This is a genomic window from Aquirufa sp. Wall-65K1, assembly GCF_054558475.1.
The window spans coordinates 156,794-174,426 of record NZ_JBPXKD010000002.1; the positions used below are offsets into that span (position 1 = coordinate 156,794).

Here is a 17,633-nt window from a genome sequence, read left to right on the forward strand (position 1 = left end):
TTTCGAATTAATGTTTTACCCTAATTATCTAACCTAACAATGACTGAACCTCTTTTGGTGGAAGACCCCAACCGATTCGTACTTTTCCCTATTAAACACAACGATATTTGGAAGTTTTATAAACAAGCGGAAGCTTCTTTTTGGACTGCAGAGGAAATTGACTTACAACAAGATTTAGCTGATTGGAAGAAAATGAATGACGGAGAACGTCATTTTATTTCTCATGTTTTGGCATTTTTTGCCGCTTCAGATGGGATTGTCAATGAAAATCTAGCCAATAACTTTTTGAAAGAGGTTCAATATGCGGAGGCTAAATGTTTCTATGGTTTTCAAATCATGATGGAAAATATTCACTCTGAAACATATTCCTTGTTGATTGATACTTACATTCAAGATCCAAAAGAAAAAGATCGTTTGTTGAGAGCCATTGAGACCATCGATTGTGTTAAGAAAAAAGCAGATTGGGCATTGAGATGGATTGAGAGCGACAGCTTTGTGGAGCGATTGATTTCATTTGCAGCAGTAGAAGGTATCTTTTTCTCCGGGTCATTCTGTTCTATTTTCTGGTTAAAGAAACGTGGCTTAATGCCAGGTTTATCTTTCTCCAATGAGTTGATATCTCGCGATGAAGGATTACACTGTGATTTTGCATGTTTACTTTACATGGATCACATTAAAGGTAAAGTATCTCAAGAGCGTGTTTATGAGATTATCACCAATGCCGTTGAGATTGAAAAGGAATTCGTAACAGTAGCTCTACCGGTTTCTTTGATTGGTATGAATGCTGATTTGATGTGTCAATATATTGAATTTGTAGCTGACCGTTTATTGGTTTCTCTAGGTTGCAAAAAGTATTACAACGCAACAAATCCTTTCGACTTCATGGAAATGATTTCTTTACAGGGAAAAACCAATTTCTTTGAAAAGCGGGTGGCTGAGTATCAAAAATCGGGTGTTATGTCCGATAAAGACACCATGTCCTTTAGCTTAGACGAAGATTTTTAGTAGATAAAAAATATTCATTCAAATGCCTCTCAGAAATGAGGGGCATTTTTTTTACCATCTTTCCAAAATCATGGGGATGACCAAGCCAATCACGATACCTGAAATCACAAGAACCCAAGATGTCATTTTGATTTTGGTTAATCGCATTAAAAGGCTGGAAATGATTAAAATGCTGATGACCACGACGATTTGACCTAATTCCAAACCTATGTTAAAGGCAAACAAGGGACCGATGATGGAACTTTCTTTACCTAAGAGACTTTGAAGGTAATTGGAAAAACCCAGGCCATGAATCAACCCAAATACCCCTACTAATGCATATTTGATGGTCGAGTTTTCTTGTTTTTTTGTGCCTGCTTCCATAAAGGTGAAATTACCGATTGCGGAAAGTAGGATGGTGCAAGGAATTAAAAATTCGATCCAATGCATGGATACTTGAATCCATCCAAGTGTGGCTAAAGCTAAAGTCATGGAATGCCCCAAGGTAAAGGCTGTAATTAAGAAGAAGAGGTTCTTACTATCAGAAAATCGGTAAATGCAGGTCAGAGATAAAATAAATAGTAAATGATCTAAGGCCTGAATATTTAAAATATGTTGTAATCCTAGCGTTAAATAGGTATTAAAATAGGTCATTATTAGGTGGTTTTTGTGTAAAATTATTGAAATTCAGGAAAATAATGCAAATCGACCTTTTTAATTATGTCTAGTTTTGACTACATCATTGTGGGTGCGGGTACGGCTGGCTGTGTTTTAGCTAACCGATTATCGGCTAACCCTCAAAATTCTGTTTTGTTGGTGGAGGCGGGAATCCATAATCAAGACCCTCGAGTGGAAATGCCCTCTGCTTATTCTTTATTGCAAAAGAGCCATTTGGACTGGAACTTTTATACGGAGCCTCAGCCAAAGCTGAATGGCCGTAAAATTTACCAGCCTAGAGGTAAAACCATAGGAGGTAGCAGTGCAATCAATTGCATGGCATATATTCGAGGAAATTCCGCTGATTTCGATGAATGGGAAGCAAAGGGGTGTAAGGGTTGGGGATATCAAGACTTGTTGCCCTTTTTTAAAAAATCGGAGAGAAATACCTATTTCTCAGATGCTTACCATGGACAAGATGGTCCTATTACAGTCAGTAATGCGGTACATATTAGTCCGTTTGGAAAGGCTTTTGTGGCAGCATGTCAAGAGATTGGCATACCTACGAACGAAGATTTTAACGGAGAAAATCAGGTGGGGTCAGGCTATTTTCAATTTACTATACAAGATGGCGTTCGCTGTTCTGCTGCCAAAGGATTTATTGAGCCTGCATGGAAGCGGAGTAATTTGAAAATAATCAGTCAATTTCATGTAGCTTCTTTGATCATGCAGGGAGAGAAGGTATTGGGAATAAATGGGTACTACCGAGGATCAAAAAAATTAACGGAATATCGAGCACAGAAAGATGTTATTTTGTCGGCAGGCTCTTTTCAAAGTCCTCAAATTATGCTTTTATCCGGGATTGGAGATGCTTCGTATTTGAAAAATTTTGGGATAGCCTCTCGGCATGATTTACCTATGGTGGGTCAAAATCTATCCGACCATGTATTTATTAATATGAATACTAGAGCCAATACAGATGGAGAATCCTATAATATGGCCTTGAATTTGAAGAATTTTGGAACCTACCTTTTGAGTCATCAAGGACCATTGTCATCGAGTCCACTAGAAGCATGTGCATTTTTTGATTCCTTGCAACAATCAGATCGCCCCGACTTACAATTTCATTTTTCTTCGGCTTGGGCATATGATTTATATGATAAGCATCACTTGCCCTTATCAGATGGTTTTACGGTATTACCCACCTTATTAAAACCTAAAAGTAGAGGATATGTGGGCTTACATTCTTCAAATCCTTGGGATGCGCCTTTGATTGATCCACAATTTTTAACGGATGAAGGTGGAGAAGATTTGGCTACATTGGTTCGAGGAGTAAAGTTGGCCAAAGAAATCATGTTATCCTCAGCTTTTGAACCTTTACGTCTCCAAGATGAGGTAAATTATCCACCTGGTAAGGATTGGTCGGATGAATTTATTTTACAGCATATTCAAGAGGCTTTGGAATGTGTTTATCATCCTGTGGGGACTTGTAAGATGGGAGTAGATCAAGAGGCAGTGGTGGATCCTAGCACGATGAAAGTCCGTGGTTTAGAGGGTTTGCGAGTTGCAGATGCATCTGTTATGCCTGATTTAGTGGCAGGAAATACCAATGCGGCCGTGATGGCAATCGCAGAAAAAGCCGCAGATTTAATTTTGGATTTCGATTTTGAGTAAGAATTTGATGTATATTGTTTTTATGTTTAAAAAACGAATTATGAAAAACCTATTATTAACCATTGCGTGCATGTGCACAACATTTTACCTTATGGCACAGAAAGCTGATGTGAACACGCTTAGAGAGGCGGAATTAAATCGATTTAAAATCATGGTTGCTCAAGACGGAGCAGGATTGGACAAAGTTTTGCACAAAGATTTGGTCTACATTCACTCATCGGGTACCCAAGATACCAAGGCTTCCTACATTGAATCTATCGTTTCGCAGAAGACCATTTATGCCATCATTGAGCCTGAAGAATTCAGTCAGCGCGTATATGGTAATATTGGAATCAATACCGGTATTGTCAATGTCACCAACAAAAAGGATGGAGCTTTGATGCCTGTTAATCGCTTAAAGTTTACGGACATTTATATCTTCGAAAATGGTCGTTGGCAAATGCTTTCTTGGCAGTCTTTAAAGATTAATAAGTAAGCCGTAACTCTTCTGCAAATGCTTCTAGAGCCTCATAAATGAGTTTTAGTTCCTCATTTTTGATGCAATAGGGAGCTAAAATGTACAAGGTATTTCCAAGGGGTCTTAACAAGATCCCTTTTTTTATGAAATATTGATAGGCGATATCTCGTAAGGGATGCATGTAGCCCGTTGCTTCACCTACTTGTAAATCCAAAGCTAAAATGGTCCCTTGTTGACGGATATTCTGTAAAATAGGATGATTTTGTTGTGATGCAGCCCATTCTTGATGAGCTTGTTTAATTCGTTCAATGTTGCTCCAAGTTTCCTCTTTTTCCATTAAATCCATACTGGCATTGGCGGCTGCACAGGCTAGGGGGTTGGCTGTAAAAGAATGGGAATGGAATAAGGTTTTTTTACGGTCATTGGATAAAAAATGCTCAAACATTTCATTGGAACAGCAGGTTACTCCCATAGCCATCATACCTCCTGTAAGTCCTTTAGATAAACAAACGATATCCGGCTTTTCCTGTAGATAATCCATGGCAAACCATTTTCCGGTTCTACCAAATCCAGTCATGATTTCATCTGCAATACATAACAAACCATGTTCATGTGCGAGTTGAATTAAAGCATCCAAAGTGCTAGCTTCATACATAAGCATTCCACCTGCACCTTGAACTAGGGGTTCAAAAATAAAGGCAGCATACTCTTCGGGAGCAGTTGCTAATTTGGTTTTCATATCATTCAAACAGGCCTCTGAATTAGTAGGCTGTGCAATAAATTCCACCTCAAAAAGCATATCTTGAAATGGTGCATTGAATGAACTAGGTGCCCCCAAGCTCATGGTACCAAAGGTGTCTCCATGATAAGCACCTTGCAAGGCCAGGATTTTTCTCTTTTTCGTATTTCCTTGATTATGGAAAAATTGGAGAGCCATTTTTATGCCGACCTCCACCGCGGTGCTACCGTTGTCAGAGAAAAATACTTTCTGAAAGTGTGTAGGTAAATGACTTAATAGTCTTTCTGATAATGTGATGGCAGGTTCATGGGTAAAGCCAGCAAAAATCACTTGCTCAATTTTAAGCGCTTGTTCGTAAATTTTTTGTGCCAAATAGGGGTGGCCATGACCATGAATATTGACCCACCAAGAACTGATGGCATCCAAGTATTTCTCATCATTTTCACCATAAAGCCAGCAACCTTCCCCCCTTATGATTGGGATAGAGAAAGGTTCAATTTGGTGCTGAGTGAAAGGATGCCATATAACGTCAGCATCCCTTTGAACGTAAGAATTATAATTGGACTTGTTCGGCATAATGATTTATCACATTTTCATCTATTTTTTGCTCTTCATGCACCCGTAAAAGTAGGGGCAATTGAGTATAATTCAGAATGAATTTTTCTCCTGATGGATTTTCAGGCCCATTAAAAATGATACCCAAAACAGGGATTCCTCTTTTTTGAAGTATTTCAAAGCTCAATAAGGTATGGTTGATACTTCCCAAGTAGTTTTTACTGACAAGAATGACTGGAGCATCAAGCTGTTTTATTAGATCTAAATTTGTTTCATGATCATTGATAGGAACCATCAAACCACCAGCTAATTCAATCACCAAGTTTTTAGAGCTTGCTGGTTTTTGAAATTGATGTAAGCTTATGCTAACCCCATCTATTTCAGCTGCAGTATGTGGCGACAAGGGTTGAGTAAGTCGAAAGGTAGAAGGCCAAATAGTCAGCTCGAGGTGCTTGACCCATTGCTGAATCCAATAGGCATCTCCTTGGTCTAAATCACCCGATTGAATGGGTTTCCAATAATCGGCCTTTAAGGCTTTTGTAAGAATAGCGGAAATAACGGTTTTCCCAATTTCAGTTCCGATTCCTGCTACTATGTAAGTCTGACTCATATGTTTGATTCTAATAATTGAATTAAATCAAGGATATCTTGCTGTTTGGTTAAGGCATTTAAGGTGATTCGAATACGTTCTTCGCCTTTAGGAACTGTTGGATAAACAATTGGTTTTAGTCCAAAACCTTTTTCTTGTGCTATCTGAGCGATTCGTCTGACTTCTTGATTTCCTGGTACCAGTAAGGTCTGTATGGCACTTTGGCTTTTTCCCCAATGGGCATGTTGCGAATGTTCTTGAAAGAAGGAGATGTTTTCTTTTAATTTTTCTCGGAGCTTATCGCAACCTTTTATGAAATGAAGGGTAGTCAATAATGCTGATACGTGGGCAGGGGAGGGGGCGGTTGAATAAATAAAGGATCGCGCGAAATTAATTAAGTATTGTCTCAATGTTTGTGATCCTAATACGACGGCTCCTGCATTTCCCCAAGCTTTTCCAAAGGTGATCACACGAGCAAATACATGATCTATCAAGTCCAACTCAGCTACTAAACCAGCCCCGTGAGGTCCATAGACACCACCAGCATGAGCCTCATCTACAATTAATTCAAAATCGTGGATCTGCTTAAGTTCAACTATTTTTTGAAGAGGAGCTAGGTCCCCATCCATGGAATAGACTGATTCTACCACGACCCATTTTATTTGATTAGGGTATTTGGCCAGCTCCATGTCCAAGTTTTGCCAGTCGTTGTGCTTGAAAATCACCTTTTTACCTTTATTCAAGCGTAGGCCATCAATGATGCTAGCATGGAGGAGTTGATCACAAAAAATAACGTGATCTTCCTGACAAAGGGAAGAAAGCAAGCCAAGATTCGCTTCAAATCCTGATCCAAAAAGTAAGGCAGATTCTGCTTGGTGCATGAGGGCACAAGCCATTTCAAAATTTTCCGTCAAGGAATTATTTCCTGAAATTAATCGAGAACCTGTGGCTCCATTGATTGGAATTAGCCCCTTGTTCTCAGCTAACCAACGTTCAAAATCTTGGCGAATCAATGCATTTAATTCTTGATTTCTGGCTAGGCCCAAGTAATCGTTGGAGCAAAAATCTACAAATTGATCTACAAATTGAAGGCTTCTTAATAAGCCATTTTTTTGACGGATTTCTAATTGATCGACTAAAAACGGTAGGTTCTTGCTCATGATATTCAGGCAATAAAAGTACAAAAATAATGAGCCGTAGCGGGTAAATAATATGCTTATCCCCCAATTTTATCCAAAATATTGATTAAACGTGTAAAAAACTTAGAAAAGGCTTGACAAATTCAGTGTTGTGACGTAGTATTGCACTGCGCTTCAATATCGTAAGCGCTCTATTCAATATTCCAGATTCCATTCCATCTATTGTTTGTTTCAAAATTTTGTAGATAATCTGCTTTTTTGCATATCACAAAATCCTTTTGAAAAGGAATCGGGACTGTTATTCATTTAAGATTCATCATTTCCCATTTTATGGAAGAGAAACCGATCAGGAGAGTAAAAAAAGTACAAGAAGATTTACCTGCTACTGAGCGCCCCAAAAGGCAAAGAATTAAAAAAACTGGCGAAGATCAAGATGCTTCAACACCTAGTTTTCAACTAGATGATGCGGCACCTGTTGTGAATACTCAGCCTAATCAATCTTCAGCGGAGACTGTCGCCACTACGGAAGAGCCAATTGAATATGATGCCATCATCCCTGCCGATGATTTTATGGTTGATACTTCTTTTGTTACTGGTGAAGAGAATGGTGCGGAAGCTCGTTCCACACAAGGAAGTCCGGAAGATTTGAAGAAATTACCCAAAGAGGAAGCAACTGTTACCCCTCAACCGCATTTCAAACGTTCAAATTACAATCAAGTAATTAAGGAATTGGATGGCCTGATTGAAAATGAAGGTGTATTGGAAATCATGCAAGAGGGAGGATATGGATTCATGCGTTCTTCGGATTACAATTATTTAGCATCACCTGATGATATTTATGTTTCCCCATCACAAATCAAAATGTTTGGTTTGAAAACGGGGGATACAATCAAGGGTACGATTCGTCCTCCGAAAGAAGGCGAAAAGTATTTTGCCCTGTTGAAGATTGAGACGGTAAATGGTAAAACTACCGACGAGATTCGTGACCGAATCAACTTTGAATATTTAACTCCTTTATTTCCAGAGGAAAAGTTGAATCTATCTACATCGGCAGATAATTATTCTACGCGTATTTTGGATCTTTTTGCCCCTATAGGTAAAGGCCAGCGTGGAATGATTGTGGCACAACCTAAAACTGGTAAGACGGTTTTATTAAAGGATATTGCCAATGCCATTTCGCGTAATCACCCAGAGGTATATTTGATTATCTTGTTGATTGATGAGCGTCCGGAAGAAGTAACTGATATGCAACGTTCTGTACGTGCAGAGGTGATATCTTCGACCTTTGATGAACAAGCGGAGCGTCATGTAAAAGTGGCAAGTATTGTCTTGGAAAAGGCAAAACGTATGGTTGAATGTGGTCATGACGTCGTTATTTTATTGGATTCCATCACACGTCTAGCCCGTGCATATAATACGGTAGTTCCTTCATCTGGTAAAATTTTATCTGGTGGTGTGGATGCGAATGCATTGCATAAACCTAAGCGTTTCTTTGGAGCAGCTCGTAATGTGGAGAATGGAGGTTCTTTGACCATTATCGCCACAGCCTTAATCGAGACAGGTTCTAAGATGGATGAGGTTATTTTTGAAGAGTTCAAAGGAACGGGTAATATGGAATTGCAGTTAGATCGTAAATTGTCTAACCGTCGTATTTATCCTTCTATTGACGTAACGGCATCGGGTACTCGTCGCGAGGATTTATTAATGGATCCGGCTGTATTACAGCGAGTTTGGATATTACGTAAACACATGTCCGACATGAACTCTGTAGAGGCCATGGAGTTTTTACAACAGCAAATGAAAGGTACAAGGACGAATGAAGAGTTCTTGGTATCTATGAATCGATAGATGACTATTCTTCCTAAGGAGCTATTTTCATTGGAAAAAACAGCGAACCTACAACCGGTTTGGTTTGTGGGCCATGGGAGTCCCATGAATGCCTTAGCCGATAATCCATTTACGCAGCATTTACAAGTATTAGGACAGACCGCTTTGGAGCAAAACACGCCCAAAGCGGTCTTAATTATATCTGCACATTGGCTAACTAGAGGAACATTTGTGCAGGCAAGTGAGCAACCTAAAATTATTTATGATTTTGGAGGATTTCCGCCAGCATTACATCAATATCAATACCCAGTAAAGGGAGATGCTGCAGAGGCTAATTTTTTAGCCAGTCATAGTGCCAAGATACATTCCACCACTGAGTGGGGCTTAGATCATGGGGCATGGACAGTCTTATGCCATTTATTTCCTAAGGCTAATATTCCTTGTTTTGAGGTATCTATTGATTATGGACAAGCTTTGGAATACCATGTAAGCTTAGCTCAAGAATTACAATTTTTACGTGAAAGAGGGGTATTGATTTTAGGAAGTGGAAATATTGTTCATAATCTGCGTGCCAGTGTAGCTAATTTAGGAAATGGACGAGAGGCATTTGCTTATGATTGGGCTCAAGAATTTGATGCTTGGTCAAGTCAAAAAATACAAGACAAAGATTTAAGCGCTTTGATTCATTACGACGGAGCACCAGGCGGGATGGAATCAGTTCCTACTCCCGATCACTACATTCCTATGTTGTATTCGTTAGCTTTGGCTAGAAAAGGAGAAGAAGTTCATTTTACTTATGATGAATTAGTGTATGGTGGTATTTCTATGCGTTGTTTTGAAATAAAATAATCAATTTATTGATGGGATAATATGGTCTGCTCAATGATTTGGCAGGCTTTTTTTATGTCATTTTCTGAAATACATAAAGGAGGTGCTAATCGTATTTTATTGCCATGCGTAGGTTTGGCTAATAAACCTGATTTCATCATGGAAAGACAAATGTCCCAGGCAATAGGGCTATCTTCGTCAGTATTTATTTCAATGGCACAGAGGAGGCCTTTGCCCCTAACTTCTCTAATAAGTGGGCTTTTTTGGCTTAAGGATTGTAAGAAATTCATTAACTGATTCCCCCTGATTTGGGCGTTTTCTATCAAATTTTCATCCTCTAAAATATCAATGGCTTCTGAAGCAATAGCACAGGCGAGTGGATTTCCGCCAAAGGTTGAACCATGTTCACCCGGTCTCAGAGTTAGCATGATTTCGTTGGAAGATAGCACAGCGGATACAGGCATGAATCCGCCGGAAAGAGCTTTGCCTAGTAATAATAAATCAGGTTTTACACCTTCGTGATCACATGCTAACCAAGCACCTGTTCTGCCTAAACCGGTTTGAATTTCATCAGCAATGAATAGTACTTGAGCTGCTTGACACAATTCTTTGGCCTTTTTTAAGTAGCCAGTTTCCGGTAAAATTACTCCTGCCTCACCTTGGATAGGTTCAATCATAAACCCTGCAACATTCGGATTTATTAGGGCTTTTTCTAATGCATTAATATCATTGTAGGGGATTTTAATGAATCCAGGTAAAAATGGGCCAAAGTTGGTATAGCTTTGAGGGTCATTGGAGGAAGAGATGGCAGCTATTGTTCTACCCCAAAAATTTCCTTCTGCTACTATTATTTGAGCTTGATTTATGGGAATACCTTTTATTTCATAACCCCATTTTCTAGTCAATTTAAGAGCAGATTCTCCGGCCTCTACGCCCGTATTCATGAATAAAACCTTGTCGTAACCAAATTTTTCAGCAAGTTTTTTTTCGGCCAAACCTAATTGATTATTGTGGAAAGCTCTTGAACTCAAGGTTAATTTTTCTGCTTGTTTCATCATGGCGCTGATTAATCTTGGATGGCAGTGGCCTTGATTAACCGCACTATAAGCAGATAAAAAATCCAGGTATTCATTTCCTTCCACATCCCAAACGATAGAACCTTTGCCTTTTTCTAAAACTACGGGCAAGGGATGATAATTATGTGCCCCGTGTGTTGATTCTAAGTCGATGTATTCTTGGGATGTCATAATGTACAATGGTATTGGACGATGGTGTTTGTATTTGGACTTTTTTTGTTTTTGGGCTTTAGGCTTTGGGTTTTAAGCTTTTGACTTTGGGCTTTGGTCTTAAGGCTTTGGGCCTTGGACTTTTAGATTTGACAACTTTTCAAAAGTTGTCAAATCTATTTCAAAAGTTGTCAAATCTCTTTCAAACCTCCTACTAATCTCTTCCCTTCAAAAACAAAGGTTCCATTTTATCTGCTAAAATGGAACCTAATACTTGATAATCTTAATCAATTCCTTGATATTATAGCAGCTCGTAGATTCCAGCTACGCCTTGACCACCGCCCACACAGGCAGTTACCATTCCGTATTTTTGATTTCTACGACGCATTTCATTGAATAATTGAATGGATAATTTAGCGCCCGAACAACCTAGCGGATGTCCTAATGCTATGGCTCCACCATTGACATTTACCCCACTAGGGTCGATTCCTAAGGTTTTAATGACAGCTAGTGATTGAGCAGCAAAAGCCTCATTTAGCTCTATTTGGTCAATATTGTTTAATACTAAACCAGCTTTTTTCAAAGCGATTGGAATAGCTTCCACTGGCCCAATTCCCATTAGGCTTGGCTCTACTCCAGCGGTGGCATAACTGACCATTCGAGCAATTGGCTGAACATTCAATTCTTTTAAAAATTTCTCTGATACCACCATGACAAAAGCTGCCCCATCCGATGTTTGAGAAGCATTACCTGCTGTTACAGTACCGCCCATTGCAAATACAGGCTTTAATTTGGCTAAAGCCTCAAGTGTAGTATCTGCACGTGGTCCTTCATCTTGACTGACGATTGAAGTGCGAGTTTTTTTCTTACCTTCTTTGGCATCAAAATAATTTTCTGTCACCGATATAGGTACAATTTCAGAAGCAAATTTTCCTTCCTTAATGGCACTTAGAGCCTTTAAATGTGATTGATAAGCGAAGTTGTCTTGTTCCTCACGAGTAACTTCATACTTTTTACTCACTGCCTCCGCTGTTAATCCCATACCAATATAATAGTCTGGATGTTCGGATGCTAGGTCATAATTCAAGACCGTCTTGTGTCCTAACATCGGTAACATGGTCATGGATTCGGTTCCTCCTGCTATGACACAATCTGCCATTCCCGAACTCACCTTAGCGGATGCTAGTGCAATCGCTTCTAAACCCGATCCACAATAGCGGTTAATAATAAAACCTGGGACGTTTTTAGGCAAGGAAAGTAGTGAAATATATCTCGCCATTTGCATGCCTTGCTCTGCTTCAGGAATAGCATTTCCCACGATTAAATCGTCTACTCGACTTGGATCTAAGTTAGGAACTTGAGCGACCAAATGTTTAATAACTTCGGCAGCTAAGGTATCAGGGCGAACCGTACGAAAACCTCCTCTATTGGCCTTGGCTACAGCAGTTCTGTAGCCAGCAATGATATATGCGTTCATAATCAATTGATTTTGAATGGATTAATTTCTTGGTGGTTTGCCACCATTTAATAGACTACTGATACGTTCCAATGTTTTTTTCTCTCCAGAAAGAGATAAAAATGCTTCTCTTTCTAGGTCCAATAGGTATTGCTCGGTTACCATTTGAGGACTGTCTAAATCTCCTCCGCAAATAGCATAAGCCAGTTTGTTTGCAATCAAAGAATCGTGTTCTGAGATATAATTACCCATTTTCATACTGAAAATTCCGGCTTTAAACAGTGCTAATCCTTGTTTTCCTTCTACCCAAACATCAGAACGCTGCTGTTTCTGAACATATCCTGCATCCGCCAAAGCTAAAGCTTCTCTTTTTGCCTCAGCAATAAGTTGGCTACGGTTCAAAACGATTCGGTCAAATGAACGAATGTAATTCATTTCTTTGGCCTCATATGCTGAAGTACTCACCTTGGCTGTAGCAATATTCATGAATGCTTGTTGAAGTCGATTTAACTCCACATCGCCCGATTGGCGAGCATCTCCCATGCGCATAGCCATTTCCTTCGTTCCTCCTCCAGCTGGAATTAATCCAACACCAACTTCTACTAGGCCCATATACGTTTCTGCATGTGCCACTAACTTGTCTGCATGTAAGCTGATTTCACAGCCTCCACCTAAAGCAAGTGTATGAGGGGCTACAACCACCGGTATAGATGAATAACGAACGCGCATCATGGTATTTTGGAATACCGCAATCATATTATTGACTTCATCAAACTCTTGATTGGCCGCAAACATGAAAAGCATTCCCAAGTTGGCACCTGCTGAGAAAGCTTCTACTCCCTCATTCCCAATCACTAGTCCACGGTAATTCTTTTCGGCTAAATCGATGGCCTTTTGAATTCCTTCTAGAACGCCTTGGCCCATGGTATTCATTTTCGAATGAAATTCCAAGCAAATGATATCATCCCCTAAATCGACAATGCTAGCATCATCGTTTTGGTATACTATTTTATCTGGTTTCAAACTGGAAAGGAAAATTTGATTTTCAATTCCTTCGATGGCCCGATAATTTTTAGAAGTTAAATCATAATAAAGTCGTTTCCCGCCTTCATTTTTATAAAAACTGGTGAAACCGTTTTGAAGCATTTCTAATACCCAACTTGCTGCCTCCATGCCATTTTCATGCATTAAATCTAGCCCTTTCTGAACACCTAATGCATCCCAGGTTTCAAATATTCCCATTTCCCAGCCAAATCCAGCACAAATAGCTTGATCTATTTTTACCAAATCATCGGCAATTTCAGGAATACGGTGAGAAGCATAACGGAATCCATCCAAAATGGTTCTGCGATAAAATTCTCCTGCTAAATCTTTACCAGCCAATAATACTTCAAACCGTTTCGGTAAAGCATCAATTGCTTTAGAACGGTCTAAGGTTTCGAAGGAAACTTTTTGAGCCGCTCTATATTCAAAGGTTTGTAAATCAAGACTTAGAATTTCGGTTTTACCTTGTGCATTTTTTGTCTTTTTGTAAAAACCTTGTCCCGTTTTATCTCCTAACCACTTATTTTCCATAAGTTTTTGGAGCATCTTAGGTAAGATGAAAATGTCCTTACTTTCATCGTTCGATACCGCTTTATATAAGTTGTTGGCTACATGAACAGTAGTATCCAATCCAACTACATCAGACAAACGGAAGGTTCCGGACTTGGGTCTTCCAACTACTTTAGAAGTTAGTTTATCTACTTGCTCCACGGTTAAACCTAATTCTTCCACAACCTTCATGGTTTGCATCATGGAATAAACCCCGATACGATTGGCGATGAAGGCAGGTGTATCTTTACAAAGAACAGTGGTTTTTCCTAAGTTAGTTTGACCAAATCCTAAAAGGAATTGAATGACATCTGCTGAAGTTTGCGGTGTAGGAATGATTTCCAACAAGCGTAAATACCGCGGCGGGTTAAAAAAGTGTGTTCCGCAGAAATGTTTTTGAAAATCTTCACTTCTTCCTTCAGCCATTAAATGAATTGGAATACCTGAGGTATTAGAGCTGATCAAAGTACCCTTAGTTCGAATAGCATCTACTTTTTCAAATAAGGATTTTTTAATGTCCAGATTCTCCACAATAACCTCCATGATCCAATCTGCCGAAGCGATATCCTGTAAGTTATCATCAAAGTTTCCTAGCTTAATACGTTTGGCAAAATCACTAACATATAAAGAAGCTGGCTTTGACTTAAGCGTTTGTTGAAATGCTAGATTGACAATCCTATTTTTTACCAATGGATGTGTCAAGCTCAGTCCTTTGGCTGTTTCTTCAGCCGTTAGTTCCTTAGGGGCAATGTCCAAAAGCAATACATCCACTCCGATATTGGCAAAGTGACATGCAATTCTTGAACCCATGATGCCAGAACCTAGAATGGCAACTTTTTTGATCGAACGATTCATTTGAATTATGTTTTTAATTAAAAAACGTAAGCGCGTAAAGTTAATTAAATTTTGAAATGTTATGCAAGCATACTAATTTTTTTTGATAAAATATTCCACTTCTCCGCTAAACCTTGACAGCGTTTAAAACGCTGTCAAGGTTAACGAAAAAAATAAGAATTATTGCTCCATATAACTGCTAATTGGCTCGCAAGCACAGACTAGGTTGCGATCACCATAGGCCGAATCAATGCGTGACACGCTAGGCCAAAATTTATTTGCTTTAACGTAAGCTAATGGGAAAACAGCCTTTTCTCTACTGTAAGGACGATTCCACTCGCCAATCAAAACCACATGTTGGGTATGTGGTGCATTTTTCAAAACATTATTGCTCTTATCGGCTAAACCATCTTCAATTTCTTGGATTTCAGCACGAATACTTAACAAAGCATCACAGAAACGGTCTAACTCTTCCTTATTTTCAGATTCGGTTGGTTCAATCATCAATGTTCCAGCAACCGGGAAAGATAGGGTAGGAGCGTGAAAACCGTAATCCATTAATCTTTTAGCAATATCTTCAGCTTCTATTCCTACGCTTGCTTTGAAAGGTCGGCAATCCACAATCATTTCGTGTGCACAACGGCCATGTGAACCCGTATAAAGAATAGGGAATTTGGTCTCTAAACGAGCTTTGATGTAATTGGCGTTTAAAATGGCTGTTTCCGTTGCCCTAGTTAATCCTTCTCCACCCATCATAGCAATGTAGGCATAGGAAATAGCCAAGATACTAGCCGATCCAACCGGAGCTGCAGAAACAGCACCATGGCTGTTTGCCTCTACAGAATCTGTCATCACGTGACCAGGTAAAAATGGCACTAATTGCTTAGCAACACCAATAGGTCCCATGCCTGGGCCACCACCTCCGTGAGGGATACAGAAGGTTTTATGTAAATTCAAGTGACAAACATCTGCACCAATGGTAGCAGGAGAAGTTAGACCCACTTGAGCGTTCATATTGGCACCATCCATGTAGACTTGTCCTCCATTTTCATGAATAATGCTACAAATTTCCTTGATCGACTCTTCGAAAACTCCGTGGGTACTTGGGTAAGTGACCATTAAGCAAGCTAAATTATCTTTATGCTCAATGGCTTTAGCACGTAATTCTTCCACATCAATATTTCCATTGGCATCACAACCCGTCACAATCACTTTCATACCTGCCATGACTGCTGAGGCAGGATTCGTACCATGTGCTGAGGAAGGAATTAAGGCCACATTACGATGGGAATCTCCACGAGAAGCGTGGTAAGCACGAATCACCATTAAACCTGCATATTCGCCTTGCGCTCCAGAATTGGGTTGCATGGACATAGCTGCAAATCCCGTGATTTCACATAACCAATCATTTAATTCCATGATTAATCGCTGGTAACCACGTGTTTGACTAGCTGGTGCAAATGGATGCATTTTTCCAAGCTCCGGCCAAGTTACAGGGATCATTTCAGTCGTGGCATTTAATTTCATGGTACAAGAGCCCAAAGAAATCATGGAATGCACCATGGATAAATCTTTGGATTCCAATGATTTTAAATAACGCAACATACCATGTTCGGAATGATAGCGATTAAAAACATCATGACTTAAAAAAGTAGATTGACGTGTTAATTTGGCAGGTATTCTCCACGTAATACTCATCTCTTCTCCTCCAATTCCTTCCATTTTAACTCGTTGGAAGAAACCTAGTATTTCAATAACATCTTCCTCTTGCGTTGTTTCATCCAAGGCAATGCTTAGTTTGCTAGTATCATTTCTGAAATAGCGGAAATTACGCTCAGAAGCTTCTGCCAATTCCCTAATTTCTTCGGTATACTCACCCGTAATAACCGTTAGGGTATCAAAGTGGTGTGTATTTTCTAAGCTGAATCCTAATTTTTGAAGTCCCGCAGCCAACAGCTCCGTTAAACCATAAATCTTGGTTGCTTTATTTTTTAGCTCTTCTGGTCCGTGATAAATGGCATACGCTGCTGCCATGATAGACAAAAGAACTTGAGCGGTACAAATATTGGAAGTTGCCTTTTCTCTACGAATGTGTTGTTCGCGGGTTTGAAGCGCCATGCGCAAGGCTCTATTTCCTTCTGCATCGATGGAAACACCAATGATACGTCCAGGGATATTTCTTTTGTATTTTTCTTTCGTAGCAAAAAAGGCAGCATGTGGTCCACCAAATCCCATCGGTACACCAAATCGTTGTGAACATCCCACAACTACATCTGCACCCATTTCACCCGGAGGGGTTAAGATGGTAAGTGCCAATAAATCAGCAGCTACCACAACTTGAAGTCCGTTTTCTTTGGCTGATTCAATCAGTGCTGAATAATCAAAAACCTCACCATTGCTAGCTGGATATTGTAAAACAATCGCATAATATTGATCATCAGTAACATCAAAATTTTGATGATTACCTACTACCACTTCAATGCCTAAAGGTTCTGCTCTAGTTTTGAGTACATCAATGGTTTGAGGTAAACAAAGTTCGGATACAAAGATGGCCTCTGCTTGATTTCTTTCTGCAGGTCTTTGTCCATGCAACATAGTCATGGCCTCTGCTGCTGCCGTTCCTTCATCTAGAAGGGAGGCGTTGGCTAATTCCATTCCTGTCAAATCAATGATCATAGTTTGGTAATTCAATAACATTTCCAAACGACCTTGAGCAATTTCTGCTTGATAGGGAGTGTAAGCGGTATACCAAGATGGGTTTTCTAGAATATTTCTTAAGATAACCGAAGGCACAATTGTATCGTAATATCCTAAACCTATATGGCTTTTAAATATTTTATTTTGCCCCATTATTTGTTTGAAATCACGTAAGAATTCAAACTCTGTTTTGGGATTTGGCAGTCGTAAACCTTGTGCTAATCGTATAGGTTGAGGAACAGTTTGTTGAATTAAAGTAGACAGACTATCCACGCCAATGGATTTTAACATGGCCGCGATATCAGTTGGATTAGAATTGTTGTGACGCAATGAAAAATCTTCCCTGTATTTGAAATTGGGGATCATAGGATGAAGGCG

The 17,633-nt window shown here is 39.5% G+C and carries 13 protein-coding genes; 5 read left to right on the forward strand and 8 right to left on the reverse strand.

Annotation, left to right across the window (positions count from 1 at the left end):
- Positions 1–39: 39 nt before the first annotated feature.
- Entirely contained in the window at positions 40–1,005 is a 966-nt protein-coding gene (locus tag ACST15_RS04005; protein ID WP_459453355.1) for a ribonucleoside-diphosphate reductase small subunit, read from the forward strand.
- A 51-nt stretch (positions 1,006–1,056) separates the two neighbouring features.
- Here the strand turns inward: ACST15_RS04005 and ACST15_RS04010 are convergent, their stop codons facing one another.
- Positions 1,057–1,638 (reverse strand): HupE/UreJ family protein, encoded by a 582-nt coding sequence (locus ACST15_RS04010; RefSeq protein WP_459453356.1) that lies wholly within the window; start codon positions 1,636–1,638, stop codon positions 1,057–1,059.
- Between the two features lie 66 nt (positions 1,639–1,704).
- On the opposite strand from ACST15_RS04010, the gene ACST15_RS04015 reads away from it, so the two are divergent.
- The gene (locus tag ACST15_RS04015) at positions 1,705–3,315 is read left to right on the forward strand and encodes a GMC family oxidoreductase (protein ID WP_459453357.1); all 1,611 of its coding nucleotides are present in this window, start codon (positions 1,705–1,707) and stop codon (positions 3,313–3,315) included.
- A gap of 40 nt (positions 3,316–3,355) precedes the next feature.
- On the forward strand, positions 3,356–3,790 hold the full coding sequence (locus ACST15_RS04020; RefSeq protein WP_459453358.1) for a nuclear transport factor 2 family protein: 435 nt from the start codon (positions 3,356–3,358) through the stop codon (positions 3,788–3,790).
- Here ACST15_RS04020 and bioA read toward each other — a convergent pair.
- The 3 genes from bioA to ACST15_RS04035 are packed head-to-tail and all read right to left on the reverse strand — an operon-like array spanning position 3,780 to position 6,815.
- Positions 3,780–5,087 carry an adenosylmethionine--8-amino-7-oxononanoate transaminase gene (gene bioA / locus ACST15_RS04025; protein ID WP_459453359.1) on the reverse strand — a complete coding sequence of 436 codons (1,308 nt, stop codon included), beginning with the start codon at positions 5,085–5,087 and terminating at the stop codon, positions 3,780–3,782. The two genes, ACST15_RS04020 and bioA, sit on opposite strands and share 11 nt — an antisense overlap.
- On the reverse strand, positions 5,065–5,676 hold the full coding sequence (bioD, locus tag ACST15_RS04030) for a dethiobiotin synthase (RefSeq protein ID WP_459453360.1): 612 nt from the start codon (positions 5,674–5,676) through the stop codon (positions 5,065–5,067). Before bioD ends, bioA begins: the two co-directional genes overlap by 23 nt.
- Positions 5,673–6,815 (reverse strand): aminotransferase class I/II-fold pyridoxal phosphate-dependent enzyme, encoded by a 1,143-nt coding sequence (locus ACST15_RS04035; protein WP_459453361.1) that lies wholly within the window; start codon positions 6,813–6,815, stop codon positions 5,673–5,675. Before ACST15_RS04035 ends, bioD begins: the two co-directional genes overlap by 4 nt.
- 309 nt (positions 6,816–7,124) lie before the next feature.
- Here ACST15_RS04035 and rho point away from each other — a divergent pair, with 309 nt between their 5' ends.
- Positions 7,125–8,642: a transcription termination factor Rho gene (gene rho, locus ACST15_RS04040; RefSeq protein ID WP_459453362.1), complete on the forward strand. Its 1,518-nt coding sequence runs from the start codon at positions 7,125–7,127 to the stop codon at positions 8,640–8,642.
- Positions 8,643–9,470, forward strand: coding sequence for a dioxygenase family protein (locus tag ACST15_RS04045; RefSeq protein ID WP_459453363.1), 828 nt, complete (start codon positions 8,643–8,645; stop codon positions 9,468–9,470).
- Between the two features lie 5 nt (positions 9,471–9,475).
- On the opposite strand, the gene rocD is transcribed toward ACST15_RS04045, so the two are convergent.
- The 4 genes from rocD to gcvP all read right to left on the reverse strand — a co-directional run bounded on the left by rocD (position 9,476) and on the right by gcvP (position 17,621).
- Positions 9,476–10,696, reverse strand: a complete 1,221-nt coding sequence (rocD, locus tag ACST15_RS04050) for an ornithine--oxo-acid transaminase (protein ID WP_459453364.1) — start codon at positions 10,694–10,696, stop codon at positions 9,476–9,478.
- Between the two features lie 280 nt (positions 10,697–10,976).
- Positions 10,977–12,152 (reverse strand): acetyl-CoA C-acyltransferase, encoded by a 1,176-nt coding sequence (locus ACST15_RS04055; RefSeq protein ID WP_459453365.1) that lies wholly within the window; start codon positions 12,150–12,152, stop codon positions 10,977–10,979.
- A gap of 21 nt (positions 12,153–12,173) precedes the next feature.
- Entirely contained in the window at positions 12,174–14,579 is a 2,406-nt protein-coding gene (locus tag ACST15_RS04060; protein ID WP_459453366.1) for a 3-hydroxyacyl-CoA dehydrogenase/enoyl-CoA hydratase family protein, read from the reverse strand.
- Positions 14,580–14,738: 159 nt separating this feature from the next.
- Entirely contained in the window at positions 14,739–17,621 is a 2,883-nt protein-coding gene (gene gcvP / locus ACST15_RS04065) for an aminomethyl-transferring glycine dehydrogenase (protein WP_459453367.1), read from the reverse strand.
- Between the last annotated feature and the right edge of the window lie 12 nt (positions 17,622–17,633).